Annotated in this window: 27 protein-coding genes; 13 read left to right on the top strand and 14 right to left on the bottom strand. The window is 66.5% G+C overall.

The window, feature by feature from the left end:
* The first annotated feature begins 5 nt into the window (after positions 1-5).
* Genes R2733_09605 through R2733_09595 form a run of 3 tightly spaced genes read left to right on the top strand, consistent with a single transcriptional unit; the run spans position 6 to position 3831 of the window.
* Entirely contained in the window at positions 6-1307 is a 1302-nt protein-coding gene (locus tag R2733_09605; GenBank protein ID MEZ5376752.1) for an adenosylhomocysteinase, read from the top strand.
* Positions 1304-2539 carry an adenosylhomocysteinase gene (locus tag R2733_09600; GenBank protein ID MEZ5376751.1) on the top strand — a complete coding sequence of 412 codons (1236 nt, stop codon included), beginning with the start codon at positions 1304-1306 and terminating at the stop codon, positions 2537-2539. Before R2733_09605 ends, R2733_09600 begins: the two co-directional genes overlap by 4 nt.
* Complete coding sequence (locus R2733_09595; GenBank protein ID MEZ5376750.1) at positions 2533-3831, top strand: amidohydrolase family protein; 1299 nt, start codon at positions 2533-2535, stop codon at positions 3829-3831. Before R2733_09600 ends, R2733_09595 begins: the two co-directional genes overlap by 7 nt.
* Here the strand turns inward: R2733_09595 and R2733_09590 are convergent.
* The 4 genes from R2733_09590 to R2733_09575 all read right to left on the bottom strand — a co-directional run bounded on the left by R2733_09590 (position 3797) and on the right by R2733_09575 (position 6841).
* The gene (locus R2733_09590; protein MEZ5376749.1) at positions 3797-4945 is read right to left on the bottom strand and encodes a DUF4214 domain-containing protein; all 1149 of its coding nucleotides are present in this window, start codon (positions 4943-4945) and stop codon (positions 3797-3799) included. The genes R2733_09595 and R2733_09590 overlap by 35 nt on opposite strands.
* Positions 4946-5142: 197 nt before the next feature.
* Complete coding sequence (locus R2733_09585) at positions 5143-5910, bottom strand: hypothetical protein (GenBank protein MEZ5376748.1); 768 nt, start codon at positions 5908-5910, stop codon at positions 5143-5145.
* Positions 5907-6638 (bottom strand): ATP-binding cassette domain-containing protein, encoded by a 732-nt coding sequence (locus R2733_09580; protein ID MEZ5376747.1) that lies wholly within the window; start codon positions 6636-6638, stop codon positions 5907-5909. Before R2733_09580 ends, R2733_09585 begins: the two co-directional genes overlap by 4 nt.
* The gene (locus R2733_09575) at positions 6635-6841 is read right to left on the bottom strand and encodes a hypothetical protein (protein MEZ5376746.1); all 207 of its coding nucleotides are present in this window, start codon (positions 6839-6841) and stop codon (positions 6635-6637) included. Before R2733_09575 ends, R2733_09580 begins: the two co-directional genes overlap by 4 nt.
* A gap of 130 nt (positions 6842-6971) precedes the next feature.
* Between R2733_09575 and R2733_09570 the strand changes: the two genes are divergently transcribed.
* On the top strand, positions 6972-7448 hold the full coding sequence (locus R2733_09570; protein MEZ5376745.1) for a TetR/AcrR family transcriptional regulator: 477 nt from the start codon (positions 6972-6974) through the stop codon (positions 7446-7448).
* Between the two features lie 14 nt (positions 7449-7462).
* Here R2733_09570 and R2733_09565 read toward each other — a convergent pair whose 3' ends face one another.
* Complete coding sequence (locus tag R2733_09565) at positions 7463-8254, bottom strand: DUF4386 domain-containing protein (protein MEZ5376744.1); 792 nt, start codon at positions 8252-8254, stop codon at positions 7463-7465.
* A gap of 177 nt (positions 8255-8431) precedes the next feature.
* Between R2733_09565 and R2733_09560 the strand changes: the two genes are divergently transcribed.
* The 8 genes from R2733_09560 (at position 8432) to R2733_09525 (ending at position 15063) form a co-directional block, all read left to right on the top strand.
* Positions 8432-9064 carry a TetR/AcrR family transcriptional regulator gene (locus R2733_09560; protein MEZ5376743.1) on the top strand — a complete coding sequence of 211 codons (633 nt, stop codon included), beginning with the start codon at positions 8432-8434 and terminating at the stop codon, positions 9062-9064.
* Positions 9065-9118: 54 nt separating this feature from the next.
* Positions 9119-9544: a VOC family protein gene (locus R2733_09555; protein ID MEZ5376742.1), complete on the top strand. Its 426-nt coding sequence runs from the start codon at positions 9119-9121 to the stop codon at positions 9542-9544.
* Between the two features lie 43 nt (positions 9545-9587).
* Positions 9588-10148, top strand: coding sequence for an adenine phosphoribosyltransferase (locus tag R2733_09550; protein MEZ5376741.1), 561 nt, complete (start codon positions 9588-9590; stop codon positions 10146-10148).
* Positions 10149-10181: 33 nt separating this feature from the next.
* The gene (locus R2733_09545) at positions 10182-11150 is read left to right on the top strand and encodes a histone-like nucleoid-structuring protein Lsr2 (GenBank protein ID MEZ5376740.1); all 969 of its coding nucleotides are present in this window, start codon (positions 10182-10184) and stop codon (positions 11148-11150) included.
* A gap of 66 nt (positions 11151-11216) precedes the next feature.
* Positions 11217-12026 (top strand): thioesterase family protein, encoded by an 810-nt coding sequence (locus R2733_09540; protein ID MEZ5376739.1) that lies wholly within the window; start codon positions 11217-11219, stop codon positions 12024-12026.
* Between the two features lie 89 nt (positions 12027-12115).
* Positions 12116-12481 (top strand): hypothetical protein, encoded by a 366-nt coding sequence (locus R2733_09535; protein MEZ5376738.1) that lies wholly within the window; start codon positions 12116-12118, stop codon positions 12479-12481.
* Between the two features lie 114 nt (positions 12482-12595).
* On the top strand, positions 12596-14023 hold the full coding sequence (locus R2733_09530) for an NAD-dependent succinate-semialdehyde dehydrogenase (GenBank protein MEZ5376737.1): 1428 nt from the start codon (positions 12596-12598) through the stop codon (positions 14021-14023).
* 74 nt (positions 14024-14097) lie between these two features.
* Positions 14098-15063 (top strand): quinone oxidoreductase, encoded by a 966-nt coding sequence (locus tag R2733_09525; GenBank protein MEZ5376736.1) that lies wholly within the window; start codon positions 14098-14100, stop codon positions 15061-15063.
* Between the two features lie 15 nt (positions 15064-15078).
* Here R2733_09525 and R2733_09520 read toward each other — a convergent pair whose 3' ends face one another.
* The 9 genes from R2733_09520 to R2733_09480 all read right to left on the bottom strand — a co-directional run bounded on the left by R2733_09520 (position 15079) and on the right by R2733_09480 (position 24836).
* The gene (locus R2733_09520) at positions 15079-15537 is read right to left on the bottom strand and encodes a hypothetical protein (GenBank protein ID MEZ5376735.1); all 459 of its coding nucleotides are present in this window, start codon (positions 15535-15537) and stop codon (positions 15079-15081) included.
* 44 nt (positions 15538-15581) lie between these two features.
* On the bottom strand, positions 15582-17165 hold the full coding sequence (locus R2733_09515; protein MEZ5376734.1) for a DEAD/DEAH box helicase: 1584 nt from the start codon (positions 17163-17165) through the stop codon (positions 15582-15584).
* 138 nt (positions 17166-17303) lie between these two features.
* Positions 17304-17993 carry a hypothetical protein gene (locus R2733_09510; protein MEZ5376733.1) on the bottom strand — a complete coding sequence of 230 codons (690 nt, stop codon included), beginning with the start codon at positions 17991-17993 and terminating at the stop codon, positions 17304-17306.
* Between the two features lie 316 nt (positions 17994-18309).
* Positions 18310-18618 carry a hypothetical protein gene (locus R2733_09505; protein ID MEZ5376732.1) on the bottom strand — a complete coding sequence of 103 codons (309 nt, stop codon included), beginning with the start codon at positions 18616-18618 and terminating at the stop codon, positions 18310-18312.
* A gap of 2 nt (positions 18619-18620) precedes the next feature.
* Positions 18621-20150 carry a site-specific DNA-methyltransferase gene (locus tag R2733_09500; protein ID MEZ5376731.1) on the bottom strand — a complete coding sequence of 510 codons (1530 nt, stop codon included), beginning with the start codon at positions 20148-20150 and terminating at the stop codon, positions 18621-18623.
* 100 nt (positions 20151-20250) lie between these two features.
* Entirely contained in the window at positions 20251-20505 is a 255-nt protein-coding gene (locus tag R2733_09495) for a DUF2277 domain-containing protein (GenBank protein ID MEZ5376730.1), read from the bottom strand.
* Between the two features lie 56 nt (positions 20506-20561).
* Positions 20562-22364: an ABC transporter ATP-binding protein gene (locus R2733_09490; GenBank protein ID MEZ5376729.1), complete on the bottom strand. Its 1803-nt coding sequence runs from the start codon at positions 22362-22364 to the stop codon at positions 20562-20564.
* Complete coding sequence (locus R2733_09485; GenBank protein MEZ5376728.1) at positions 22364-24061, bottom strand: ABC transporter ATP-binding protein; 1698 nt, start codon at positions 24059-24061, stop codon at positions 22364-22366. The genes R2733_09490 and R2733_09485 overlap by 1 nt, the downstream gene beginning before the upstream one ends.
* Before the next feature lie 94 nt (positions 24062-24155).
* Complete coding sequence (locus R2733_09480; GenBank protein ID MEZ5376727.1) at positions 24156-24836, bottom strand: NUDIX hydrolase; 681 nt, start codon at positions 24834-24836, stop codon at positions 24156-24158.
* Positions 24837-24905: 69 nt separating this feature from the next.
* On the opposite strand from R2733_09480, the gene R2733_09475 reads away from it, so the two are divergent.
* Positions 24906-25604 (top strand): hypothetical protein, encoded by a 699-nt coding sequence (locus R2733_09475; protein ID MEZ5376726.1) that lies wholly within the window; start codon positions 24906-24908, stop codon positions 25602-25604.
* Positions 25605-25702 lie beyond the last annotated feature (98 nt).

The raw sequence follows: 25702 nt of genomic DNA, 5'->3' as shown, positions 1-25702 counted from the left end.
AGAGCATGAGCACCGAATCCGCAGCCGGCACCCCGGCGAGCCGTTCGCGCATCGCCGACGCCACCCTCGCCCCGACCGGCCACCAGGCCATCGAATGGGCCCGACGACGATCGCCCGTGCTCGACGGCTTCGTACGCCGCCACATCGACGACGGATCCCTCCGAGGCAAGCGAGTGGCCGTCGTCGTCCACCTCGAAGCGAAGACAGCGTTCCTCGCCACGGTGCTCGCCGACGCCGGGGCCACCGTGGTCGCGGCCGGCTCGAACCCGTGGTCGACTCGCGACGACGTCGCAGCGGCGCTCGTGGAGCGAGGCATCGAGGTCCACTCCAGCCGGGGCTCCACCAACGAGGTGTGGGAAGCCGATCTCCTCCGAGTCGCCGACTCGAACCCGGAGTACATCATCGACGACGGCGGCGAGCTGACCATCCGTATGGCACGCGACAAACCGGCCTTGTACGCCCAACTCAAGGGCGTCTCCGAGGAGACCACCACCGGTGTCGCCCGCCTCGCCGAGCTCGAACGACTCGGTCGGCTCCCGATGCCCGTCGTCGCCGCCAACGATGCGGCGCTCAAGCACATGTTCGACAACCGCTACGGCACCGGCCAGTCGACGATCCAGGCCATCCTCGCCCTCACCAACCTGCGGCTGCCGGGCAAGCGGGTGGTGGTCGTCGGCTACGGCTGGGTCGGTCGGGGCATCGCCACCTACGCCCACGCGCTCGGGGCACGGGTCACCGCCGTCGAGGTCGATCCGATCCGAGCGCTGGAAGCCCACACCGACGGGCACGAGGTGGCCGACCTGAACACTGCGCTGTCGACCGCCGACATCGCCATCACCGCCACCGGCGGCATCCGCGCCATCACCACCCGCCACTTCGACGCGATGAAGCCGCACGTCATCTTGGCCAACGCGGGCCACCACGACCACGAGGTCGACGTGCCGGCGCTCGTCGAGTCGGCCGACGGTGTGGCCGAGGTCCGGCCCGGCGTCACCCGCTACCTCCTGGGCTCGAAGCCGGTCTACGTGCTGTCCGAAGGGGCGCTGGTCAATATTGCCGGCGGACTCGGCCACCCGGTCGAGATCATGGACCTGTCGTTCTCGGTCCAGGCGCTGGGATGCCACCACCTCGCCTCGAACGACCTGCCGCCCGGCATCCACCAGTTCCCGGCCACCCTCGATCGAGCGATCGCTACGGCCAAGCTCGCCAGCCGCGGCATCACGATCGATCACCTCGACGAAGATCAGACCGACACACTCAGCGAGATCCTCGAGGCCGACACCTTCCATTCCTGGGGGAACCGATGAAGCACACGCCCACCGAGGCCGAGATCGGTCGCGGCATGATCGATTTCGCCAAGAGCTTCATGCCCGCACTTGCCGCCGCCACCGAGGTGGTGCGGGAAGGGGGTCGCCTCGAGGGCAAGCGAGTCGGCGTTGCCCTCACCCTCGAACCGAAGACGGCCTGCCTCATCGAGGCGATCGCATCGCTCGGCGCAAGCGTCGCCGTCCTCGGCTCCTCCAACTCGACCAAGGCCCCCGTGGTCGCAGCCCTGACCGAGGCCGGCATTTCGGTCTTTGCCGAACCGGGGGCGACCCCCGAGCGGGCACGAACACTGGTCGACGCCTTCATCGACACCCGTCCCCAGCTGCTCGCCGACGACGGTGCCAGCGTCGCTCGCCGCATCCACGGTGAACGCAACGATGTGCTCGCCGACCTCGAAGGTGTCGCCGAAGAGACGACCAGCGGTGTCCGCCCCCTCCGCAACATGGAGGCCGGCGGCGAGCTGCGAGTGCCGTGCGTCGCCGTCAACGACGCTCGCACCAAGCTGGCGTTCGACAACATCTACGGCACCAGCCAATCGGTGGTCATGGCGCTGCTCGACGCCACCAACATGCAGATGCAGGGCAAGGTCACCGTCGTGGTCGGCTACGGCAAGGTCGGTCGGGGCATCGCCGCTGCGGCTCGCGCGCTCGGCTCCCGCGTCACGGTCACCGAGATCGACCCGGTCGAGGCGTTGGTCGCCCATCACGACGGGTTCGCGGTCGCACCCCTGCTCGACGCCCTGGGCGATGCCGACTTCGTGATCACCGCCAGCGGCATCGGTCATTCGTTGGTTGCCGATCACGTCGCCGCCATGAAGGACGGCGCGGTGATCGCTGTCGGTGGCGCCGGGCCACCCGAGTTCGACCCGGACACCACGCTCACCGGCGAGCCGTCGGCGCTCCAATGGGGCGAAACGGTGCGAGCGAACATCGTCGAATTGCTCGTGCCCGATGGACCCACCGTCTTCGTGGTCAGCAACGGCTACTGCGCGAACACCTCTGCCGGTGAGGGCAACCCGATCGAGGTGATGGACCTCTCGCTGGCCCTGCAGCTACGGGCCCTCGACTATCTGGCGGCCACCGACCTCGCTCCCGGCGTGCACCTGTTGCCAAAGCAGATCGACGACGAGGTGGCGGCGAGCCAACTCCGAGCCGCCGGCCTCGAGATCGACACACCGACCGCCGCCCAGGTCGACGCCGCCACTCGATGGTGACCGACGACGTCACGATCCACGTCGCCGACACCGTCTGCCCCATCGCTGCCCGCCCGTTTGCCAATGGCGGTGTCGCGGTACGAGCGGGAACGATCATCGCCGTCGGCGACAGCGAGACGCTGCGTCGGAACTTCCCCGACGCCGAGGAGCGCCGATGGACGGGGGTACTCACACCGGGGCTCGTCAACGCCCACACGCACTTGCAGTACACATCGTTCGCGTCGGTCGGGTGCACGCGACACGAGACCTACACCGCCTGGTCGATCGCCTTCGTCGAGGAGTACGAGCAACGACGCAATGACGACTGGTTGGCGAGCGCCAACGCCGGTGTCGATCAGATGCTGGCCAACGGCATCACCTGCATCGCCGACATCGTCACCGACTACGTGGCGCGCGACGTGCTCGTCGATCGGGGCGTGCCCGGCATCGCCTACCTCGAACTCATCGGCACCGACGCCGACAGCTGGCGGCAGACCGAGGCCGCCCGGCTGCGTCGGGCGATCACCGAGGCGCCGACGACGCAGGCGACGTCGATCGGCATCTCGCCCCATGCCCCCTACAGCCTCGATGAACCGGTGCTCGAGGGCATGGCAGCCTTGGCAAGAGCGCTCGGGGTCCGGCTGCACGTGCACGTCGCCGAGTCCGACGGGGAGGACGAGTACTACCGCTCCGGCACGGGTTCCCTGGCCGACCGGCTTCGCGTCGTGTCGAGTCGCCCGCTGGGGATCCTCGAACGGGGTGGGGCGGGCATGACCGCCGCCGAGTTGGTGGAGCACCTCGGGCTCACGGGGCCGGACTGCCACATTGCGCACGGCGTGTATCTCGGTCGAGAAGGTCGAGCGATCATGGCTCGAACCGGCACCGTGGTGGCGCTGTGCCCACGATCCAATCTGGTCGTCGGCATCGATCCCCCACCGGTCGCCGACTTCCTCCGTGAAGGCGTGCCATTCGCCGTGGGCACCGACTCGCTCGGATCGACACCCTCGCTCGATCTCCTCGAAGACGTGGCGCTGCTGCGATCACTGGCCGTCGAGCATGGTTATGACGCCGACGACCTCGACCACCGCCTCCTGGCCGCTGCCACCATGGGTGGGGCCGGTGCGCTCGGCCTCGACGAGCAACTCGGTTCGCTGGTGCCCGGGAAGCGGGCCGACCTCGCCGTGTTCGACGTCGACCCCTCGGTCGATTTGGTGGAGCGTTCGCTCGTTGAGCACGGCGCCGGTTCGTGTGTCGCCACCATCGTCGGTGGCGAGATCGTCAGCGAATCGGGGCGAACGGGTAGCGGTTCGTGAACTCGGTGTTCGCGGTGACCCAGCGGACGACCTCGTGTGGGTCGAGCCCCTGCGATCGCATCTGATCGAGCCAGTACGCATACCCAGCAGGGTCGGGCGACCGACCCAGCATGTTGGCGAACATCAGCGACAGGAACCCGGCGTCGTCGACCTGACCGTACCGTCCGGTGAACTCGGCCGAGTTCGCAAAGCTCCATGCCAGGGTCTCGGGCGTCGCACCGAGGCGTGATTGCGAGATCCAGTACGCAGCGCCGGCGGCGTCGGGGTCACGATCGAAGAAGGCCCGGTAGAGCCGCAGCGTCTCGGCATCACTCGCCGAGTAGTCGGAGGCGGCGAGGACATCGGTCAGTGTGCGGGCGGCGGCGACGGTGCCGGGCAGCGGGGTCGAGGAGGTGCCCGGCCTCGGCTGCGACGGCTGGACGATCGTGGTGGAGCCGGCCTTGGGGCAGGCGTGGTAGTAGGCCGTGTTGTAGGCGTCGCCGGTGACGGAGGGGACGGCGGCCGACGCATTGGGCGTCGACCAGTTCCCGCTCGCGTTCAACATGGTGGCGCCGATGATCAGATAGCTCGAGCCGTTGGCCTCGAAGCACGCGGCGTAGACCATCATCGACGTTGCGTCGGGCGACATCAGCCACTTGGTGTGCGGGGGTGACGTCAACCATGAGGTGGCGGTCTGCACCGGGTTGGCACCACGAGACCCGCCTGACCGCCAGGACGCGGCGAGGATCTGTTCGCCGGGAACGGTCGAGGTGCGCTTGGGTCCGCAGACGTTGCCCGGATCGTGGGTGAGGCTGGCCGGCGAGCCGAGCAGGCCGGCCATGTTCAGCTCGAGCAGACAGTTGCGCCAGGCCACCAGTTGGGGATTCGCCGAACCGTCGGTGGTGACGATCAGATCCAGTGGGGCGAGCCCCTGGTCGACCCGCATCTGATTCATCACCGTGGCAACGTCCTGCTCCATCTGGGGTGCCACCTGCGGTCCGGTGAAGCCGGTGGCCGAAGCCGGTGCGGCAGCAGCAGCGAGTCCGGTGGCCGCGATGGCGGTCGCCGAGGCGATCTGCAGGGCTCGGGTGGCCCGGGATCGGGCGCGTCGAAGCAAGCTGGGTTGGTGATCCATGGGCTGTCTCCATTCGCCGTCGCATGAAGAAGCGACCGGTGCCGCCAGGCGGCCGAACGTGCCCAGGTGATGTCGGACCCAGCCCCGAAAATCTTGAGGCCTTCCACCAGAAACAGGCGAGACGACCTAGAGGCGCATCGACCGAGCACGACGGCTCGGTCGATCCATGGCGGCAGCGACCGCTCAGTCCACGGCGCTCACCGAGCGTCCATCCGAGCGATGACTCGGCTGGTCACCACAAGTGCTACCGCCGTCTCGATCAGCAGCACGAGGGCCCCGACCACCGGCGACAGCAGCGAGGGGTCGGGACTGCTGGTCGCCGCCAGGCCCGCCGGCCCTGGCAACCATCTGCCGACGTCAGGCATCCCGAGAATGAGTGGCGGCTCGATGACCAACAACCAAACGAGCACGGTGCCGATCGCCACGGGCTGGTTCCGCATCAACGAGCCGACGCAGACGCCGAGGAGCGCATTGAGCGGTGTCGCAATCCCGACCCCGACCAGTGCCCGAGCCACGGTGGGTGAAACGAGGTCCATCTCGTTCCCGGTGACTGCTCCGTAGCCGACGAGATCAGCAACAGCGGCCACCATTCCCACCACGCCGTAGGACAGACCGACAAGCAGCATGACCTGCGCCTTGGCCAGGAACCAACGCCGTCTCGACGGGTCGGTGAGGAGCTGCTGATCGATCGTCCCGTACCGATGGTCGCTGCTCGATGCGTAGGCACCGGCAACGGCAGCGAAGAGCAAGGCCGGCACGGTGGCGGCGTGCATCGTCAGCTGAAGCGTCTCGACCGAGCCGGCGTCGCTCGCCGTTGCGAGATTGGCCGAACCGGTCACGACGGCCATCACTGCCGATCCCAGCAGGAGCACGCGCGCGGTGGGTGTGGACCAGACCGCGAGTCGCTCGGCCTGCACCAACGGACGCAGCCGCTCATGTGTCGAACGCACTGCCACGGCAGTCATGCCCACACCGCCGTGTCCTGCGACATTCCGAGCACCAGGTCCGACAACCGTCGGGCTCCGGAGGCGGCGAGCACGTCGGCCAACTTGCCGGCAGTCGCCACTCGACCGTCGTGTAGCACGACGACATCGTCGATCACGTCGTCGAACTCGGCGAACTGGTGCGTGGTCAGGATCACCGTCTGGCCCTCGGTTGCACGAGTCGTCATCAGTTCGCGAAGCCAAATGATCCCCGATGAGTCGAGACCGCTCGACGGCTCGTCGAGTACGAGCACCTCGGGCTCACCCAGCAGGGCGGCCGCCACGGCCAGCCGTTGCCGCATGCCAGTGGAGTAGCCGCCTACCCGATCGTCGAGTCGTCCCGACAGACCAGCCAACGCTGCGACCCGATCGACGCGTTCGGGATCGAGCCCGGCGCCGGCCACGATGAGCTCCAAGTGACGTCGAGCTCGAAGTCCGGGGTGAGCTCCGAGTCGGTCCGTCACCGCCCCGATGACCGACCGCGGGCACTCGAGCTCGGCGATGGGCCGGCCGGCCACCATGACTGATCCGCTCGTCGGCAGCGTCAGACCGAGGATCATTCGAAGCGTTGTCGTCTTGCCTGATCCGTTGCCACCGACCAGAGCCGTCACCGCGCCGGGTCGGGCCTCGAAGCTCACATCGTCGACGGCAAGGCGGTCCCCGAAGGACTTCGACAGACTTCGCACGTGCACACCGCCGATCGGGCTCATCGTCGACCTCCGGTTGCGGCGGCTCGTCGACCCCACCACCAGGCAGCGCCGAGGCCAATGACCAGGTGCAACGCGCCGAGGACGGCGACGGCGCTGATCGCAAGATGGAGCCCGGCGAAGACACCGATCGCTCCGAGCGCCATGGCGACCATCGGAAGGTGTTGTCGGAGTTGTTGTTGCCATGTCGAGGTGTTATCGAACATCCTGTTCGGAAACGTACGATGGTGTCGCCGAGGAGGTCTACCGACAGATGTCGCCATTCGTTCGATATCGAACAGATCGACCGCATTGACCGGAAACACCGCACCGACCCGCCGACCCGACGCCAGGGTCGTGCGGACCAAGCGACTCCTCACCACTGCCCTCCTCGAGCTGATCCAGGAGCGGCGCTGGGAGAAGATCAACGTCCAGGATCTACTGGACCGCACGGGTGTCAGCCGATCGACCTTCTATGCGCACTACGAGAACAAGCTCGACGTGCTCACCTCCGGGATTCCGACCGTCGCCGACTCACTCGTCGTCGACCCCGCAGGAACGATCGACCTCGAGCCACTCATTCGACACGTCGACGAAATGGCCCCTGTTTTTGCGCCACTGCTCAGCCAGCCCGTGCTCGGCGAGATCGTCCTCCGGTTCCACCGTGAGCTGGTCGAGGTGATCACACCACTCGTGGAGACGCCGCTGGCTGCCGACTTCATCGCCGGGGGACTTCTCGCCGCCATCCGGGCCCACGTGTCCCAGCCGACGCGCCGACACCCCGACGAGGTGGTGGCCGAGCTGGCCATCCTCGTCGAGGCGGCGCTTGGGTAGTCGCCCAGCCCGGATCAGCGAACCGCAGGCTTGCCCGCCTTGGTCAGGAGCCAGAGGCCGAACCAACCCTCGGCAATCACCGATGGGATGGCGACCATGGCCAGGAAGGCCCCGGCGTAGGTGTCGTAGTCGGCGAGCAGGGTGTTGGCGCTGGTGTCGATGACATACGCCAGACCGGCGAGCATCATCAGGTAGCCGAGCACCCGTGGCGCCTCGGTGGACCGGGTGACGAGTGCACCCATGACGACCAGGTGGACGCCGAAGGCAGCCAGCCCGATGAGCCAGGCCGAGTTGAACAGCTCGAGTCCAGCCAGCGCCTGCGCGTTTCGTTGGGCCTCGCTCATCGCCTCGGCGAGGTACGGCGATTCGTAGAGGTTGAGCGCCTGGAAGAAGAACACGGCGGCAACACCCATGAAGACGGTGTAGACGATGCGGAACCACGCCGAGACGAGCGACAGGTCACGATGCTGCGAGCGGAAGAGCACGTAGAGCGCCCAGGCGACGACGACGTCGATCAGGAAGACGGCGAGAAAGCTGAAGAGTCCGATCCGGAAGAGGCCGAGCGACTCGGTGATGTTGGTGGCCGTGGCCGTTGGATCATCGGCCACCACGAGCCCCTCTCGCACGACGAAGTTGGCGAAGATGCCGAGAACGAAGAGGGCGACGTAGCCGACCCCGGCAACGATCGCTGCCCGGCGACGATCGGTGACCGTGGCGTCGAGTTCGCCGGCCGAGCCTGCACCGACGGCGTGAACCGGGGTGGTGGGGACGGCGGATGTGGTGCGGTGATCGATGGTGATGGTCATGCGGGTTGCTCCCTCTCGTACTTTGTACGAACGCATATTGGATCGTACAAAGTACGATGTCAATGACTTTCTCTTTCGGAGGCGATGCCGATGACGACCGACCAGCCCTCGAAGCGGCGAACCAAGGCACCGTCTGTTGGCAGCGACACGTCCTCTGAACAGCCGGGACGCACCCCCTTGACCGCCGATCGCGTGATCGATGGCGCCATTGCCCTCGCTGACCAGATCGGCATCGAGGCGCTCACGATTCGCAAGCTCGCCGAAGCGATCGACGTCAAGCCGATGACGATCTACCACCACCTCCCGAACAAGGAAGCGATCATCGATGGCATGGTCGACCGGGTCTTCTCGGAGATCGAGCTTCCGCCCGTCGACCTCGACTGGCGAGCCGCCATCGGGGTGCGCTGTCACTCCATGCGGGCCGTGCTGGCACGCCACCCCTGGGCGTCACCGCTGATGGAGACGCGCACCACTCCGGGTGTCGCCACCTTGCAGCACCACGACGCCGTCATCGGGTGCTTCCGGCGGGCCGGGTTCTCGTGGGTACTGGTCGGGCATGCGTTCGCCATCATCGACGCCTTCATGTTCGGCTTCGCCCTCCAGGAGTCGACGCTGCCCGCAACCGACGGTGACGAGATGAGCGAGTTGGCGGCCTCGATCTTCTCCGAGATGCCGGCCGACCTCTTCCCCCACCTCATCGACTTCACCATGAGCCACGTGATGCAGCCCGGCTACGACTTCCGGCTCGAGTTCGAGTTCGGACTCGGTCTGATCCTCGACGGCCTGGAGGCCGCCAGCCGGACCCAGTGAGTCGAGCACTTTCGGAGAAGCCGCCGGTCGGCGACAGGTCGTAGCGTCACCGACATGTACAACTCCATCAGCCGCTCCACCACCTACGTGCTCGACCAAGACGAGGCCCTCGACTTCTACGTGAACACGCTCGGCCTCGAGGTCGCGAACGACATCGACATGGGCTTCATGCGCTGGCTCACCGTGCGACTGCCCGGCGACCCCGTGCGGGAGATCCTGCTCGAACGTCCGGGTCCGCCGATGATGGATGACGCCACGGCCTCACAGGTCCGCGAACTCCTCAGCAAGGGCGCCGTCGCCGGTGCGCTGTTCCTCACCACCGACGACGCCCAGGAGACCTACGAGACGCTCGTCGCACGAGGCGTCGACGTGACCGACGAGCCGACGTCTCGGCCCTACGGCATCGACTTCGGCATCCGCGATCCCTTCGGCAACGCCATCCGCATCGGCCAGATGGCCGACGACCAGCCAACCAAGTAGTTCTCATCGCCGCGGCGCCGTCAGCCGCTGCCACACTGGGACGATGGCCGCAGCTGCGCTCGATCCGGACCTCGAAGCCCGCCTGCGGTCGGTCGTGCGCACCGTGCCCGACTGGCCGCACGCCGGGATCATGTTCCGCGATGTCACCCCACTGTTCTCGACGGCCGACACGTTTCGGTTGTTGACTGCAGAGCTCTGCGCCGAGGCCGATCGGCGCAACGCGGTGTCGGTGGCCGGAGTCGATGCCCGAGGGTTCATCGTCGGCGCCGCCATGGCGCACGAGCTGGGGATCGGGTTCGTCCCCATCCGCAAGGCCGGCAAGCTGCCGGCTGACGTCATCGCCGAGAGTTACGACCTCGAGTACGGATCGGCGACCGTCGAGATCCATGTCGATTCGATCGGCCTCGGCGATCGGGTGGTACTGGTCGACGACCTGATCGCCACCGGTGGCACGATGCTCGCCGCTCATCGCCTGCTCACCCGGCTCGGTGCCGTCATCGTGTCGGCCATGGCGATCGTGGATCTTCCCGAGCTCGGTGGGTCCGCTGCCCTCGAGGCAGCAGGTCTCGACGTCTACTCACTTCTGACCTACGAGGGCGACTGACGTCCCCAGGTTCGGCCGGTCCACAGCAGTACGGTGACCGTTGTGGTCGACTTCGTGATTGCTCGGAACCCTGACGCCGATTCGACGTTGCCCTACGTCGTCCGGCTCCCACTCCGCAGCGGCACCGTGTTGCTCAAGACACGCGAACTGTGGCCCCGAGCCTCGAAGGTCTACTGCCACCCGACGACCGTGTGGCCCGACGAACCCGAGATCGTCGAGACGACACCGATTCGATCGATCGAACGCCGCGGTGTGTCCATCGACCTCGTGCTCGATCGAGCACGCGAGAACCGCTCACAGTTCATCTTCACCAAGGGACGTGGGCGCGACATGGTCTTCTGGCAGTCGGCCAGAACGGCGAAACAAGCACGCCCGTCGGTCCGGACGCCGACCGCTCGTGCCGCCGGGCAGGTACTCGACATCATCGTGGACACACGGGAGCGATACGCGTGGAAGTTCGGCCAGCAGCAAGCGAGTACTCGTGCCGAAGCTCTCGCTGTCGGCGACTACGCCGTACGCGACCCCCAGACCGACACGCTGATCGCCGTCGTCGAACGCAAGTCGCTCGGTGATCTCGTCTCGACCATCACCGGCGGCAAGCTGTGGACCTTGCTCGCCGCACTCGCCGACCAGCCACACTCGGCCGTGGTGATCGAGGATCGCTACTCGGCCGTGTTCAAACTCGAACACCAGCGTCCGCTCGGCATCATCGAAGCGATCGCCGAAGCCGGCGTGCGCTATCCCCGAGTCCCCATCGTGTTCGCCGAGAGCCGGCAGCTGGCCCAGGAGTGGACCTATCGGTTCTTCGGGGCTGCAGTGCAGCACCGACTCGATGATGACGCCGGTCGCCGCCGACTCGCCGCGGCCACTGTCGAGCCGGCACCACCGGTGACGACGGCCGACATCCGGGCCTGGGCGATCGAGGCGGGCCACGAGGTCGCGGCCAAGGGTCGGCTGCGGCCCGATGTCGTCGCCGCCTATCACGCCGCCCATCCCCACTGAGGATCGGCCACCGAGCACACGCTGCCCACTTCGCATCTTCCCTGGTCAGCTCGTACCATCCGGCGGATGTCGTTCCTTCGAGCCACCTCCGTTTCCCCTGACAAAAGCGTCGACGGTCGCTACCACGGCGAGGTTCACGATGGGTGGGACATCGGCGGCAACGCCAACGGTGGCTATCTCATCTCGATCGCGGCTCGGGCCATGGCCGCTGCCAGCGGCCGAGCGCACCCGGTGACGCTGACGGCCCACTATCTGTCGCCCGGTCGTCCCGGGCCGGTCACCATCGACACCGAGATCGTGAAGTCCGGCAAGTCGTTCGTCACCGTCACCGGCTCGATGCGGGCCGAGGGCAAACCCGTGCTGCAGTTGCTGGGTGCGTTCTCCGACATCAAGCCGACCGGCGACGTCCTGCTCGCCAACGGCGCCCCGCCCGACCTTCCCCCGGTCGAGGAGTGCATTGCACGATCTGATGCCGCCGACCACCCCGACCTTCCCCCATTCCACAACAAGGTGGAACTGCGGCTGCATCCCGAAGACTCGGTGTCGGCCGAAGGTGTCCGCTCCGGCAAGGCACTCGTGCGCGGGTGGTTCCGCCTGATCGATGACGAGCCCCTCGACGCCTTCGCCCTCCTACAGGCAAGCGACGCCTTCCCTCCGACGATCTTCAACGCCAACCTCCCGGTGGCGTGGGTGCCCACCCTCGAACTCACCGTGCAGGTCCGGTCCGACCCGGCACCGGGCTGGTTGCGGGGCGTGTTCACCACTCGATTCGTCACGGACGGACTCCTCGAAGAAGACGCCGAGCTCTGGGATTCGACCGGCCGTCTGGTGGCGCTGTCCCGCCAATTGGCACTGGTCCCGAGGGTCCCGTCGTAGACGATCCAGCGGCGCCGAACGACCGCCTCTCATCGACTGTCACACCCCTTCATCCATACTCGTGACGCGTGTTCGAAAGGGAGACAATCATGACCATCACCACCGCAGCGGCCGGCGCCACCGAGTTCCGCTTCGATGCCGACGGCTCGCTCATCGAGCTCGGCGCCGACACCACCGAGACCGAGATCGATCTGCGAACGACCGCCGACGAGCCGCTGGTCGAGCACCTCGTCGAGCTCGCGTCCGGTGGCGAGATCACGGTCGTCGGCGCCAACGCCTATCAGCCCGAGGGGCCGATGACCACGTTCTTCGCCACGGGTTCGAGCCGTGGCACCATCGACTCGTGGTCGACTCGTGTTGCGTCGTATCGCACCAACGACATCGTCTCGATCCAGCGACGCGAGGTCCCCGCCGATGCGACACCGGCTCGTCGACCGAATCTGGTCGCGGTCTGAACGGCACCTGACACCGAACTGGGTCGATCCACTCGCCGACCAGTACCTTGGGCGCTGGTCTGGCCGCCTCGAGTGGCGGTCAGCCGAGGCCGACGATCGACGGAGTGAGATTCGATGTTCATCAACGGTGCATGGACCGACGCCTTTGCCGGCGGCACGTTCGACGTGACCAACCCGGCGACGGGCGAGGTGATCGGCACGATGCCCGACGGGGGTTCCATCGATGCGACCGCCGCCATCGAAGCGGCGTACGCCGCCTTCCCGGCCTGGTCGACCACCACCGCCCACGCTCGGGCGGCCCTGCTGCGCAAGGCGCACGCCCTCATGCTCGAGCGGGCCGAAGATCTCGCACGGCTCATGACCCTCGAACAGGGCAAGCCGCTGAAGGCAGCCCGGGCCGAGGTCAACTACGGCGCCGACTTCCTGCTCTACTACGCCGAGGAAGCCACTCGGGTCACCGGTAGCTGGATCCCCTCGTCCCGCCCCGATCAGCGGTTCCTGAGCATCCGTCAGCCGGTCGGTGTGGTTGCAGCGGTCACGCCGTGGAACTACCCGATCTCCATGCTCACCCGGAAGATGGGGCCAGCCCTCGCTGCTGGTTGCACGGTGGTCCTGAAGCCGGCCGAGGCCACGCCACTGTGTGCGAAGGCCGTCTTCGAACTGTTCATCGACGCCGGGATTCCCGACGGTGTCATCAACATGGTCACCGCGCTCGACCCACGACCGATCGGCGAGACCTTCACCAGCCACCCCAAGGTGGCCAAGCTCACCTTCACCGGATCCACGCCGGTCGGGCGTCACCTGGCCGGTGCAGCGGCAAGCCACCTCAAGCGGGTGTCGGTCGAGCTCGGCGGACATGCCCCGTTCATCGTCTTCCCCGACGCCGACCCTGTACGTGCCGCAAAGGGAGCTGCGGCCCTCAAGTTCCTCAATTCGGGCCAGGCGTGCATCAGCCCGAACCGGCTGTACGTCCACCGAGACGCCGCCGATGCGTTCATCTCCACCATGGTCGACCGTGTCGGCAAGGTGAAGGCGGGCAACGGCTTCGACGACGGTGTGGGCGTCGGTCCACTTGTTAACGAGGCCGCGGTCGAGAAGGTGGCCGCTCAGGTCGACGACGCAACGAGCAAGGGGGCCGAAGCACTCGTCGGCGGCAACCGGTTGACCGACGGCGACTTCGGCCGGGGCCACTTCTACGCCCCCACCCTCCTCACCGGTGTCACCGAGACGATGACCATCTACCGCGAGGAGACCTTCGGACCGGTCGCCCCGGTCATCGTCTACGACGACGTCGATGGCGTCATCGATCTCGCCAACGACACCAACTACGGGCTTGCGGCCTACGTGTACAGCAACGACATCACCACGGCGATGCGTGCCTTCGAAGGCCTGCGGTTCGGCATCATCGGCATCAACGACGTCAACCCCACCTCGGCCTCTGCGCCCTTCGGTGGTATGGGCGACTCGGGCCTCGGCCGCGAAGGCGGCCCCGAGGGCATCAGCGAGTATCTCGAGACGAAGCTGGGTGGCTTCGCGCTCTGAGCTCGTCCGCGACCCGACCGCTCGTCGGCGAGCCGGGCGGGCGTGGGGCGATGAGCAGTGACAGACTGCTCCCCATGTATGCGATTCGCTTTGCCACGACCGGCGGACCCGAGGTCCTGACCTTCGACGAACTCGACGATCCGACGCCGAAGCCGGGCCAGGTCGTGGTCGAGATGGCCGCCGCCGGCGTGAACTTCATCGACACCTATCACCGATCCGGTCTCTATTCATTGCCGCTGCCAGCCGGACTCGGAATGGAGGGCGCTGGTGTGGTGACCGCCGTTGGGGAAGGCGTCGATCATCTGGTCGAAGGTGACCGGGTGGCGTGGGCGATGGCGCCGAACTCGTACGCCACGATGGCCGCCATTCCCGCCGCCGTCGCCGTGAAGGTCCCTGACGGGGTCGACCTCGACCTGGCCGCTGCCGTCATGCTCCAGGGCCTCACCGCGCACTACCTGATCACCGATACGTGGCCGCTCGCCGCCGGGGAGCGCTGCCTGATCCACGCCGGTGCCGGGGGCGTCGGCCTCCTGGCGATCCAGATGGCCAAGCTCAAAGGCGCCGAGGTCTTCACCACCGTCAGCACCGCCGAGAAGGCCGAGTTGGCGACGGGTGCCGGAGCCGATCACGTCATCAACTACGCCGAGGAGAACTTTGCCGATGCGATCGAGGCCATCGCCGGCAAGCGCCCGCTCGACGTCGTCTACGACGGGGTGGGCAAGACGACGTTCGACGACGGACTACGGCTGTTGCGACCTCGTGGTCTGATGGCCACGTTCGGCAACGCCTCGGGGCCGGTCGATCCGATCTCCCCACTGGTGCTGTCGAACGGATCGCTGTTCCTCACTCGGCCCACGCTCGGCAGCTACACCCAGACGCGCGAGGAACTCGTCGGGCGCACCGACGAGCTGTTCGGCTGGATGGCCGAGGGCAAGCTCGATGTGCGGATCGGCGAGCGGATCCCCCTTGCCGAAGCGGCCGAAGCGCATCGCCTGCTCGAGGGTCGTCAGACCACCGGGAAGGTGTTACTCATCCCCTGATCCGACGCGGCGACATCAGAACGCGTCGGCGAGTGAAGCGGGGTCGGAACCCATCGCCCCCTCGACCTCGACCGCCGAGCCGTCGGCGAAGACGATGGTCAGGGGCGATGCCATCCGTCCCTTCTCCATGGTGACCGAGACGATCTCGGTGCGCTGCCACTCGGCGTCGATCGCCTTCGGACTGCCGGTCATTGCCGACAACGTGCAGGTGAAGACACGCTGGTCGGTCAACACGAGGAAGCGTTGACCCGACGGGAAGCGAGAACCCAGGGTGCCCTCGGTCGGCGCCGCGGTCGGCGACGAGGAACGACCGGCGATGGCAGCGCCGACGACGCCACCCACCTCGCGACCGATCATGTGCTTGATCGTGCCCTTGGGGTTGGTGGTGCACCCGGCGACCACGACCTCACCAGAGCGCAGACCGAGCTTGTCGGCAGCCTTCTCGACCTTCTTCTTCACGTTCACCAGAGCCATGGAATCCCATCGGTCGATGGCTATGGATCATGAACGATCGAGCCTCAGGGCCGACGGCCGGTACCGCCGCGCTTGTTCTTCGGGCGGGGCTTCCCCGATCGCGAAGACACCTTCGGACCCTTCTTCTTTTTGGTGCCGTCGTTGACCTTGGCCGTGCCGGGACGACCCGAGGCGTTCGGCCGACCGGGACGACCCGACTCAGTGCCGGCACGACGAGCGTCGCGCGGGCCGCTGCGAGAGGGGCGATCGTCAGTTCGCTCGGTCCGGTTGGAGCGCCCATTGCCATTGCCGTCGCCGCTGCTGCGAGCATGCTCGGTTCGTTGACCCCGACCTTCGCCGTCGCGACCGCCACCACCGAAGCCGCCATTGCGCCCGCCGCCGTTGCGGCGACCCTGGCCGCCGCGCCGTTGACCGGCAGGCTTGGCGCTCTGCGGCTTCGCCGCCGTTTCGTCACGCACCGGTGCCGGGCGATCCTCGGGGTCGGTGATGTCGGGTGTCTCCTCGAGGTGGTCGGGCAGCCCGAGTTCCTTCTGCATCTTCTTGGTGGACTTGTACTGGTCGGAGTTCACGAACGACACGACCACCCCGCCGGCGCCGGCCCTGGCCGTTCGACCCGACCGGTGGATGTACGTCTTGGCGTCTTCCGGTGGATCGAAGTGGATGACCCCGGCGACGTCATCGACGTGGATACCGCGGGCCGCCACGTCGGTGGCCACCAACGCCGACACCCGACCGGAGGTGAACGCGTCGAGGGCGGCGTCACGTTGGTTCTGTGAACGGCCGCCGTGGATCCAACCGGCTTTGACGCCGGCGTTGCGAAGCTGACGGGCGACCCGGTCCACGCCGTGGCGGGTCCGGCAGAACACGATGGTCGTGCCGGTCTCGGTGATGACGTCGGCCGCCAGCGCAACCTTGAGGTTCTGCTGGGTCTTGATGAATCGGTGGGAGGCCCGCTTGTCGAGCGTCTGCTCCGAGGGCCCGAACTCATGACGGACGGGATCGTTCTGGTAGGCGTCGATGATGACCTGGACGTCGCGGTCGAGCGTGGCGGAGAACAGCGTGGTCTGGCGATCGGTGGACGTGAGGTCGAGGAGCTGGCGCACCGGAGGGAGGAACCCCATGTCGGCCATGCGGTCGGCCTCGTCGATCACCACCTGGTTGACCTCGCTCAGCTTCACCTCGCCCTGGTTCAACAGGTCGATCAGACGGCCGGGGCAGGCGACGAGCAGGTCGACACCGGCCCGCAGCGCTCGCTGCTGTTCACCGAAGCCGACACCGCCGTAGATGGCGGCGGCAGTGCGACCACGTTCGCGAATCAGCGGCTCGAGTTCGGCACGGATCTGCTCGGCGAGCTCGCGAGTCGGCGACAGGATGAGCGCCTTGGGGTGGCGAGGCCGAGCCTTCTCGAGGCGGGCGACGAGCGGCAGACCGAAGGCCAGGGTCTTGCCCGATCCGGTCGGCGCACGGCCGAGGACATCGCGTCCGGCAAGGGCGTCGGGGATGGTGGCCGCCTGGATCTCGAAGGGGTGATGGATGCGCTGGCGTGCGAGAACATCGACCAAGTCGGCCGGAAGGCCGAGGTCGGCAAAGGTGGTGTCCATGAACTGGTACTTCCGTTCGGTGCCCAAGCCCCCATGATGGGCACGAGCAAGAGATCACCAACGGTAGCGGCGGCACCACGATCGGACACCGTGACGCATGGCATGACTGCTCACTCGTTCCACTTGCAGGGCCGAGACGGACTTCGGAGGTCGATGAGTCGATCGTCAGTCGAGGAGGTTGTAGCCGGGTACTTGGACGTGAGGAGTGTCCAAGTAGACCTTTGCTTCTGGCGAACCGAGAAATCTGCCGTGGCTCCATCGAATCTCGACGTGCCCCTCGACCATTCGTTCAATCCCAGAAGCGCGGCTAGTGACGGCAGCTGCCCATGCCACTTGCGGCTGGCCAGCCTTGACGGGGACCACCTCGAAGCTCGTCAAGTCGTACTGCTGCATCCAGTCCCACGCCGAGTCGACTCGGAGCCGCAGGGAATCGGCTCGACTCGTTCCGAGAATGAAGTAGGTGGCGGTGGTTATCCGCAGCATTCGCCAGAGCAGCCGAAGCGGGTTGCGCGGTTGCGACAATGCTGCTCTCCACCTAAGCGCCGACTCTGCTGAGACAGCGTCGCAAACGTCCTGCCAGGGTCCTTGCAGAGGCTGCGGCCAAGACCTGGCAGACAGGTTCACTTTTAGAGCGCGCTGTTGTTCTCGAGTGAGATCTCTGACGTGCTCGGGAAGACCCTCGATTCCGGTGAACCTTGAGGCGGCCACGTAGAGCCTCTGGTACTCATCTGGTGCAGCTTCAATGAACCAGTGCGTCCTCGACCGTTCATCACCGACGAGTAGCCGCTCGAAGAGCCTCGGAGGACCCGGATTGACCAAGACCTTCGAGAGGTACTTGCAGCTGACAAGAAACACATGATCAAGCCGAAGATCGGCAGGAATGACGTCGTCGCCTGGAGGTTGATGAGGTCCCTTCCACTCTGCACGAATCGGCGATCGGCCTCTGAGACCATCGCGCGCCTGCAGGAAGGCGCGACCGTTGGCGAACGCAGCGCCGGAAGGACGCCTCGTGCTCGCCATTGTGGTAGGCCAGCTGCAGAGCTCGCCACGTCTCATCCGACACACCGACCAGCTCGCGCGGTCGATGCTCGAGCGTCGACTCGAGGTCAGGGCCGAGCATGCCGAGAGCCGTCGAAATCTCCGTGATCTCGGTGAGACTGCTCGGCACGGCTCAATCCTGAAACAAGGGCGTGAAGTCCAGCTCATGGGCAGCCAGCTCAACGTCGCTTGCTCGATAGAGCTCGAACGACGAGTAGACGTCGACCTCGGTGCCGTGACTCATCCACAGTTCGACTGCCTCGCCCCACTGCTCATTCCGCAGCGCAGTACGAAGCCGGTCCCGAAGACCTTCGCCGATGTCGTTCCCAGGTATTCGCGCGATGAGCTGAAGCGCGATCACCCAGTTGAGAGTCTCTTGATCCTCAGCGATGAGGAGAAAAGGAGGGTCGTCACGGACGACGGCACAGGCGACGAAATCCACTATCAGCCTATTCGCCGAGCGAGATCCGCTACCGTCCAAAAACCTGGTTGAGGATTGTCGACGTATCCTCCCTGCGCGTAGAGGCTGAGCCGTTTGAGGCTGTCCTCCGACAGCATCTCGATGGCGTCGAAGAAGGCGTTCGGACCAGCGGTCCTTAAGGCGGTGTCCCCGTCGCTTGGTGTCCTCGGCAGATGACTGGTGAGGAAAACAAGCGGTACTCGTCCTCGTCCTTCATCTCCGCGGAGGGCGTGCGCTCGGCCCAGACACTTCCAGACGGTGTCGGTTCTCAGCAATCCGCCGCGGTGGCTTGTGAATGCTCCTGATACGTCGAAGTACCAGGAGTCGCCGTTGTTGTCCTTGGCGATGAAGTTGACGGTCACACCCGTCTTTCTGATCCGCCGGTTGCGTTCGTCGATGACGAATCCAGCCTCGTCGAGTAGCTCTTCAGCGAGCTTCTGTGCAGCCTTCCCCTCCTTGGTCGCACGGCTCTGGAAGTTCTCCGGTTGCTCTCGCAGATCAACGACCGGGGCCGGCGCACTCGAGTCGTTCTCGACAACGGTGACCGTCGGTGCGACCGATGCTCGAGTCTCAGTGGCGACTCGTTCGCGAGCGATCTCGACGTAGCTGGAATCAAGGTCGTAGCCGGCGTATCGACGTCCGAGCCGGGCGGCTGCAACGAGCGACGAACCAGATCCCATGAATGGGTCGAGAACCAGATCATCCTTGAACGTGTACAGGCGGATGAGCTGTTCTGGGAGTTCGACTGGAAACGGTGCCGGGTGGCCGACGCGTCGTGCTGACTCTGGTGGGATAGGCCAGATATCGAGAGTCGAGGCCATGAAGTCCTCTGTGAGAATGGTGCTCTCGTGGGGAAGCCCCTCCGCAAGCCGCTGCTTCACAGTCTTGGCACGGTCGAAGCGACCCTTGCTCGCGATGATGACTCGCTCGCTGATGTCGCGGAGTACCGGGTTCGCTGCGCTGCGGAACGAGCCCCAGGCGCATGATCCGCTCGCGCCCTCAGCCTTTTGCCAGATCAGCTCGCCGCGCAGCAGCATCCCTAGATCGTGCTCGAGGATTCGGATGACGTCAGCCGACAAGCTGCGATACGGCTTGCGTCCGAGGTTTGCGACGTTGACGGCCAACCGGCCACCCGGCTCGAGCTTGCGCACGCACTCGGCAAAGACGTCCGTAAGCATCTCGAGGTACTCGAGATACGACGCAGGAACACCTTCGCGGTCCAGTTCTTCCTCGTATTGCTTGCCTGCAAAGTAGGGAGGGGACGTGACGACGAGAGCGACAGACCCGTCGTCAATCTCGTCCATATCGCGGGCGTCGCCACAGATGAACGGTTCGGCGATCGGTTTCGGGGCAGGGATGTGTTGGTCATCGCTCAGCTCGGGTGCACGAAATCGATCGTAGAAAGGAGTCGAGTCGTGACTCTCACGCCCCCCGACGCCAAAGTTGGAGGTGGTCGTCTTTCGTCGTTGTCCCACTCGTCCTCCCACTACGAAAACAAGGTCGATCTCTTGCACAGACCGAACATACGCGCGATCCGAGCATAGTGGCGGCCGGGTGCCGGCACTCGGCTAGCGCCGTACTCGTCGACGAGACTGTCGTCTCGGACGAGGTGCGTCAGGGGCGGGTGATGCCGGGGCGACGCAGCGGGGGAATCGTCTTGGGTGGCTGACGGCGGGCGGGTACCTGGCCGAGCAACGTGGTCGTGGCCGCCGCTACGGCAGCCACGGCCGCCTCGAAGACGTCGGTGGTGGCGGCGTTCGGGTGGCGGATGCCGCTGACCTTGCGGATGTACTGACGCGCCGCCGCCTCGATCTCGTCGGCCGTCGCTGCCGGTTCGAGCCCGCGAAGTTCGGTGATGTTTCGACACATGCGCCCGATCCTGTCACAGGCGAGCCGGCGCGCGTCGGCCGATGCGGAGCCGCTCGTCAGTTGCCCGAGGGGGTACCAAGCCCAGAACGCCAGGCACCAAACAGCGCGGCATAGTGGCCGCCCTGCTCGACGAGTTCGGCATGCGGCCCGATCTCGGCGATCGAACCCTCGGCCACGACCGCAACCCGATCACACCGAGCAGCGGTCGTGAGGCGATGGGCGATGGCGATGACGGTGCGCCCGCTCATCAGCCGTTCGAGCGCCGCCTCGACGATGCGCTCCGTCCCAGGATCGAGCGACGAGGTCGCCTCGTCGAGCACCAGCACGGCCGGGTCGACCAACGCCGCACGGGCCAGCGACACCAGCTGCCGCTCCCCCGCCGACAACCGGCTGCCCCGCTCCTGTACCTCGGTTGCCAGTCCGTCCGGGAGCGCTTCGATCCGTTCCCAGATGCCGATGCGCTCGAGCGCCTGGCGGACCTCGTCGTCGCCGACCGACGGCGACGCGATGCGGATGTTGTCGGCGATGGAGCCATCGAACAGATAGCCCTCCTGCGGAACCACGAGAATGCGACGCCGCAATTCGGCGACCGAGCCGTCACGCAGGTCGACCCCACCGAAACGGATGGTGCCCACGGTCGGGTCGTAGAGCCGAGCGATGATCTTCGCGAGCGTCGACTTTCCCGCCCCGGTGGGGCCGACCAGCGCGATGCGTTCGCCGTCGGCGATGGTCAGATCGATGCCGCTCAACACGGGCTCGGACGACCCCTCATAGGTGAAGCCGAGGCCCTCCACCTCGATGGCACCCGACGGCGGGAACGCAACCGGGTTCACCGGCTCGACCAGATCGATCTCCTCGTCCAGCAGACCGAAGAGTTTGTCGAGTGACGCAGTGGCCGACTGCACCAGGTTGAACAGCTGGCTCAGCTGCTGCACCGGTTCGAACAGACCCTGGAGCAACAAGATGAAGGCCACCACGGTGCCGATCGTGAGCCGCCCCTGATGCGACAGGTAGCCACCGACACCGATCGTCAGCGCCGTCGTGGCCGTCGATGCGAACTCGATGATGGGGAGGTACCACGCCGCAACCCGGACCGAGTTCATGTGCGAGCGGTACAGATCCTCGTTGGTCTCGGAGAACTGCTGAGCCTGCAACGACTCCCGGCCGAACGCCTGAACCAGACGGACACCACTGATGCCCTCCTGAAGCGCCGACAGGGTCGAGCCGATGTTGTCGCGGACGGCGAGATAGGCCTTGTTCGAATCCTTCTGGAACTTGATCGACGCCAGACCGACCAGCGGGATCGCAGCGAGGCAGCAGAGCATCAACTGCCAGCTCAGGAACGTGAGCACGATCACCGTCCCCACCAGCTGGAGGAAGGCCGCCGTGAACATGAGCAGACCGAACTGCACCAACTCCGACAGCGAGTCGACGTCGGAGGTCATGCGGGAGACGAGGATGCCGGCCTTGTTGCGGTCGTAGTAGGCGAGCGACTGCCGCAGGAGCTTGTCGAACACCCGGCGACGGAGGTCGCGCAACGTGTTCTCCCCCACCCACGCCAACGTGGCGATCGACCCGCGATAGAACACGTAGCCCAGGACGGCGGCGGCAAGGTAGCCGCCGACGGCGAGTGCCAGATGACTGCCGTCCTTCGGCCTGATGCCGTCGTCGATCGCCGATCGGACGAGGAGCGGCCCGGCGATCGTGGTGCCGGTCCACAAGATCAGCAACGCGATGGCCTGCACTCCACGGCGGCGATAGGGCGACACGAGCCTCAGGGCCCGACGCAACACCGCCTTGGTGCCGGCGAGATCGAGACGCTCGTCGGCGCTGACGCCCCCCTGCATCCAGCCCGCCATCAGCCGGCACCTCCGTCGCCGGACGCGGCCGACGCACCCTCGGCAGCTGCGTCGGAGGCCAGGACCTCCTGATAGCGGAGGTTGCTCACCAACAGCTCGGCATGCGTGCCGGCGGCCACGATCCGACCCTCATCGAGTAGCACCACCCGATCCGCGAGCGCGATGGTGGCCGGACGATGCGCGATCACGATCGTGGTCCGCCCACCCATCACCTCGGCCATGGCGTCTCGGATCTCGTGTTCCTTCGTCGGGTCGACCGCGGAGGTTGCGTCGTCGAGGATCAACACTCGAGGGTCGGCCACGATGGCCCGAGCAATCGAGAGTCGCTGCCGTTGACCACCCGACAGCGAGAACCCGCGCTCGCCCAGCTCGGTGTCGTACCTGTCGGGCAGGGCCTCGATGAAGTCGGCCGCTCCGGCCAGCTCAGCCGCCCGGCGGATCACTGCGTCACTGGTCGAGGGGTCGGCAAACGCGAGGTTGTCGCGAATCGACCCGCTGAACAGGAACGTCTCCTCGAAGACGAGCGAGACCGCCTTGCGCAGTTCCTGGCGACGAAGATCGCGCAGGTCGATCCCGTCCAGGAGCACGGCGCCGCTGTCGACATCGTAGAACCGCGGAAGGAGGCGGGCGACGGTCGATTTGCCGCACCCGGTCATGCCAACAAGTGCCACCGACTCCCCCGGGTCGATCCGCAGGTCGAAGTCATGGAGGACCGGGACCTCGCCACCGTGGTAGCCGAACTCGACGTGGCGGAACTCGATGGCACCGCCGTTGCGGCGAGGTGGCAGCGATTTCGGGTGCGGTGGGTCGACGATGAGCGGCGCGGTGGAGAGCACCTCGGCGATCCGGTCGCCGGCCGCTGCCGCTCGCTGACCCTGGGCGACGACCTGGCCCAGCATGCGCAGCGGTTGGATCAGCATCAGGACGTAGAGGTTGAACCCGACGAGTTCGCCGACCGTGAGTTGATCCTCGATGACGAGGTGGCCGCCGTAGGCCAACACCATCACCAGCCCGAGGTTCGGTAGCAGCTCGATGGCCGGGAGATACGTGGCCCGGACCCGAGCCGAGCGCATCGATGACTCGAAGACGTCGTCAGCCTCGACGTCGAGCTTGGAGGCCTGCAGCGGCTCGGCTCCGAATCCCTTGACCACCCGAATGCCCGACACCGTCTGTTCGACCACGCCCGCCAACTGGGCCGACTCCTCCTGCACCGCAAGGACAGCCGGATGGAGACGCTGCGAGAAGCGACGGCCCAGCACGTTGATGATCGGGAGCCCGACCAATGCGAGCACGGCGAGTGTCGGGTGGAGCAGGAGCATGATCGCGACGGCCGTGACCACGATGAGGAAGTTGCCCGTCGTGATCGGCACTTGGGTGACCACGTTCTGGAACTGCTGGAGGTCGGTGTTGGCCCGACTCATCAGCTCACCGGTTGCGGTGACGTCGTGATAGGCGATGTGGAGTCGTTGGATGTGGGCGAACAGACGGTCGCGGTAGCGGGCCTCGACCAGTCGGGCGTTGCGGAACGCGGTATAGCGGCGTGCCCCGAGCGAGACGCCCGACAAGAGCCCGGCGGCGGCTACGGCGATCGACCATGGCAGGAGCGGATCGTCGCCCTCGATCCCCCGGTCGATCGACAGCTGGATCAGGCGGGGAACCGCCACCCGACCAGCCGTCCAACACAACGCAGCGAGCATCCCCACGAACAACCCGGTTCGCTGCTCGCGCAAGGCTTGCCGGAGCAGCGCCCAGCCGGTGGTCGGTGACGACGTCGGTGCGTTTTCCGACGCCTCAGGACCGTTCGTAGCGCCAGCCCTGTGGGTCGAGAGCAAGTCGATGCCGCGGTCCGGGATCGTCGGCGCCGCCACCGGCATGGAAGACGTCGGGCTCCCAGGTCAGGGTGGGGAACTCGGCCGGGAGGTGTTTGGTGTGGAACCGGGGCGGGGTCTGCGACGCCGCCCACCGCATCGCCGAGGCCGAGTCGCCATGGTGATCGAGCTGCATGAGGGTGACCCAGGTGGGCGGGACCAGCTCGATCTCGCCGGCACGGTGCAGTTGCATGGCGGCGGAGGGAGTGAGCCAGCGGTGCTCATGGATCTCACCGTCGTCGATCACGACCTCGCCGCCGGGTGCCGCCGTGGCGAAGAACCAGGTACTGAACCGACGGCGCGGGCCTCGGGTGGTCGACATGACCGACTGGAGCGGCGGCTGCCAGTGCGACCAAGTAACGAGATCGTCGACCGAGATGGTGAGGCCGGCCTCTTCGTGGCACTCGCGAACGGCGGCCCGCCGAGCAGACGCCAGCTCGTCGTGATCGAGCTCTTCGGCATCGACACGACCACCGGGAAACACCCAGGCGCCGCCGAAGGCGATCTTCGAGTTGCGGCGCAACATCAGGACCTCAGGTCCGTCGCTGGTGTCTCGCAATAACAGCACGGTGGCAGCCGAGTGCAATTCGAAGTCGTCGGTCATCGACATCCAACCTAGCGAGGCCGAAACAAACACACGAAACGGCCTCCGCTGCGACCTAACGTGGAACGAATGCGTCGGGACGGCATCGAGGTGGCACTCGCAGCGACGGTGGGAGCGGTCATTGCGCTCGTCATCTGGGGACTGATGCAGCGCACCAGCGACCCCGCCGACAACGATGCGTCGTCGCCGACCACCGTCGCCGAGGCGAGCACCGGACCCACCACCCAGCCACTTCGTGAACAGGCCGACCTCGACGCATTCCTCGATGCCTTCCGGGCGAGCCGCACCGGCACCTACCAGGTGACCGGACGCGTGCAGATCGCCCAGGCCGGTACCGACGACACCACCCAGCTCATTGTCTCGACGGTTCGGCGAGGCAGCGACGTCATCGAGGAAGCGGGTACGACGTTGCTCGTCATCCTCGACGGCCAGGAGCAGAGCTGCGAACGGATCTTCGGTGGCGATCTCACCTGTGGCGAGGTCCTCGTGCCCTCGAGCGCCGACGACGACGTCGCCGCCATCGAACGACTCTTCACCGGTGCCGACCCCGACTACCTGTTGTACGCCGAGGACGACGACTGCTGGCAGCTGGTGGCAACGGCCAACCCCGCACCCGCACAGTGGGGTCAGTCCACCACGATCTGTTTCGACCCGGAAACGGGCGCGATTGCACGCCAGACGACGAGCAGCGTGCAAGGAACTCGCACCTACGTGGCCGAGACCATCAGCGGCGAGGTCACCGACGAGGACCTCATTCCTCCGTCCTGACGTGCGCTCGGGCCACATCGGCCGGGCATGGCGAGGAGCGGGTGGGACGAGCGAAGGCCACCGTTGCGTCCCCGACCCGAGGGCCAGGGCTGCGATGC

It is taken from the genome of Acidimicrobiales bacterium, from assembly GCA_041394265.1.
Taxonomy (GTDB): domain Bacteria; phylum Actinomycetota; class Acidimicrobiia; order Acidimicrobiales; family SZUA-35; genus JBBQUN01.
This window is presented reverse-complemented; position numbering and strand designations above follow the sequence as displayed.

Bases quoted from the DNA above. Each gene is read 5' to 3' on its own strand.
- R2733_09605 (MEZ5376752.1), top strand. From the start codon at position 6: ATGAGCACCGAATCCGCAGCCGGCACCCCGGCGAGCCGTTCGCGCATC.
- R2733_09600 (MEZ5376751.1), top strand. From the start codon at position 1,304: ATGAAGCACACGCCCACCGAGGCCGAGATCGGTCGCGGCATGATCGAT.
- R2733_09595 (MEZ5376750.1), top strand. From the start codon at position 2,533: ATGGTGACCGACGACGTCACGATCCACGTCGCCGACACCGTCTGCCCC.
- R2733_09590 (MEZ5376749.1), bottom strand. From the start codon at position 4,945: ATGGATCACCAACCCAGCTTGCTTCGACGCGCCCGATCCCGGGCCACC.
- R2733_09585 (MEZ5376748.1), bottom strand. From the start codon at position 5,910: ATGACTGCCGTGGCAGTGCGTTCGACACATGAGCGGCTGCGTCCGTTG.
- R2733_09580 (MEZ5376747.1), bottom strand. From the start codon at position 6,638: ATGAGCCCGATCGGCGGTGTGCACGTGCGAAGTCTGTCGAAGTCCTTC.
- R2733_09575 (MEZ5376746.1), bottom strand. From the start codon at position 6,841: ATGTTCGATAACACCTCGACATGGCAACAACAACTCCGACAACACCTT.
- R2733_09565 (MEZ5376744.1), bottom strand. From the start codon at position 8,254: ATGACCATCACCATCGATCACCGCACCACATCCGCCGTCCCCACCACC.
- R2733_09555 (MEZ5376742.1), top strand. From the start codon at position 9,119: ATGTACAACTCCATCAGCCGCTCCACCACCTACGTGCTCGACCAAGAC.
- R2733_09550 (MEZ5376741.1), top strand. From the start codon at position 9,588: ATGGCCGCAGCTGCGCTCGATCCGGACCTCGAAGCCCGCCTGCGGTCG.
- R2733_09540 (MEZ5376739.1), top strand. From the start codon at position 11,217: ATGTCGTTCCTTCGAGCCACCTCCGTTTCCCCTGACAAAAGCGTCGAC.
- R2733_09535 (MEZ5376738.1), top strand. From the start codon at position 12,116: ATGACCATCACCACCGCAGCGGCCGGCGCCACCGAGTTCCGCTTCGAT.
- R2733_09530 (MEZ5376737.1), top strand. From the start codon at position 12,596: ATGTTCATCAACGGTGCATGGACCGACGCCTTTGCCGGCGGCACGTTC.
- R2733_09525 (MEZ5376736.1), top strand. From the start codon at position 14,098: ATGTATGCGATTCGCTTTGCCACGACCGGCGGACCCGAGGTCCTGACC.
- R2733_09520 (MEZ5376735.1), bottom strand. From the start codon at position 15,537: ATGGCTCTGGTGAACGTGAAGAAGAAGGTCGAGAAGGCTGCCGACAAG.
- R2733_09495 (MEZ5376730.1), bottom strand. From the start codon at position 20,505: ATGTGTCGAAACATCACCGAACTTCGCGGGCTCGAACCGGCAGCGACG.
- R2733_09490 (MEZ5376729.1), bottom strand. From the start codon at position 22,364: ATGGCGGGCTGGATGCAGGGGGGCGTCAGCGCCGACGAGCGTCTCGAT.
- R2733_09485 (MEZ5376728.1), bottom strand. From the start codon at position 24,061: ATGCTCGCTGCGTTGTGTTGGACGGCTGGTCGGGTGGCGGTTCCCCGC.
- R2733_09480 (MEZ5376727.1), bottom strand. From the start codon at position 24,836: ATGACCGACGACTTCGAATTGCACTCGGCTGCCACCGTGCTGTTATTG.
- R2733_09475 (MEZ5376726.1), top strand. From the start codon at position 24,906: ATGCGTCGGGACGGCATCGAGGTGGCACTCGCAGCGACGGTGGGAGCG.